Below are 593 nucleotides of genomic sequence, written 5' to 3'. Positions count from 1 at the left end.
GAAATGTAACTTCACTAAATGCATCTGTCGCGTCTGGTCTTTTGATGTATGACGTCTACCGGAAACGAAACCCTCTGGGAGAATAAAGACCCATGGATATCCTGTTAGTAGACGGGTACAACATGATTGGAGCCTGGCCGCAGCTGAAGGATTTAAAAGCGAACAGTTTCGAAGAGGCGAGAGAAGTACTGATTCAGAAAATGGCGGAATATCAATCGTATACAGGAAACAGGGTTATTGTTGTTTTTGACGCGCATCTCGTTAAAGGGCTTGAGAAAAAACAGACCAACCATCGAGTTGAAGTGATTTTTACAAAAGAAAATGAGACGGCTGATGAGCGGATAGAAAAGCTCGCTCAGGCTTTGAATAATATCGCGACTCAAATTCACGTTGCGACCTCTGACTATACTGAGCAATGGGCGATTTTCGGACAGGGGGCATTGCGGAAATCGGCCCGGGAGCTTTTGAGAGAGGTAGAAGCGATTGAAAGGCGAATAGAGAGACGGGTAAGAAAAATCACTTCCGAAAAGCCGGCGGGTAAAATTGCTTTATCTGAAGAGGTTTTGAAAACGTTTGAAAAGTGGAGGCGGGGA

General features: G+C 45.0%; 1 protein-coding gene and 1 pseudogene. Both read left to right on the top strand.

Going from position 1 to position 593, the window contains the following annotated elements:
* A pseudogene (locus RVS70_RS21865) lies at window positions 1–86 on the top strand (23S rRNA (guanosine(2251)-2'-O)-methyltransferase RlmB); the annotation flags it as partial.
* Window positions 87–92: 6 nt separating this feature from the next.
* Window positions 93–593: ribosome-dependent mRNA decay endonuclease Rae1/YacP (rae1, locus tag RVS70_RS21860; RefSeq protein WP_321134825.1), on the top strand; the 501-nt coding region annotated here is incomplete at its 3' end.

Origin of the sequence: Virgibacillus sp. M23 (genome assembly GCF_034190895.1) — a bacterium.
Lineage (GTDB): Bacteria > Bacillota > Bacilli > Bacillales > Amphibacillaceae > Virgibacillus > Virgibacillus salarius.
Note: the sequence above shows the minus strand (reverse complement) of the source record. Positions and strands in the feature narration are given on the sequence as shown.